Raw genomic sequence first — 603 nt, forward strand, 5'->3', positions numbered from 1 at the left:
TACACCGCCAGGTACATCAGCTTTAACTGTTGCTGGAATATCAAACTTGTAGTAACGTCCAAATTCGAATTTAGTTGTGTCAATGATTTGAGTATTTTCTGCGTCGCCAAGTGACTTAGTGAAGCCATCTTTAAGTGTTGCAGTCATCACACCATTTTCAACTTTAATGTCAAATTTATCTGTGACATCAGCTCCAGTTACTGAATCGTAAGCTTTGATTGCTGAACCATCTACATCAACCTTAGTTTCATCGAAGTCATCAGTGATTCCTACAGTTTGAACGTTGTCTTTGTTAGCTGCGTCGAATTTAGTTGTATCCAACCATACTTGATAGTAGATCTTTTCGCCGCGTTTAACAGACTTAGTATTGATGTTTTCTGCTTCGTTGTTATCAGCTTTATCAACGTATGGGTTAGCATTGGTATCATTGTACTTGTCTGCCAACTCTGAATCATCATCAAGAAGCTTGTTATCAGTGATAGAGAATTTCGCTGTATTCAATACGTATTTCTCTGGTTGGAACTTAGGCTCTTCTGGAGGTGTAACACGGTTGTTAAATTCTTTGTCCGCAATGTCGCCTACAGTCGCGATAAGAACTTTAGC

1 protein-coding gene is annotated in these 603 nt (G+C 39.0%); it reads right to left on the minus strand.

Going from position 1 to position 603, the window contains the following annotated elements; genetic code table 11:
* Positions 1 to 603, minus strand: a 603-nt coding sequence (locus HMPREF2979_RS06545; RefSeq protein ID WP_148132234.1) for an SspB-related isopeptide-forming adhesin, incomplete at both ends; no start/stop codon positions are given.

The sequence above is a fragment of the Streptococcus sp. HMSC078H12 genome (genome assembly GCF_001814615.1).
Lineage (GTDB): Bacteria > Bacillota > Bacilli > Lactobacillales > Streptococcaceae > Streptococcus > Streptococcus salivarius_F.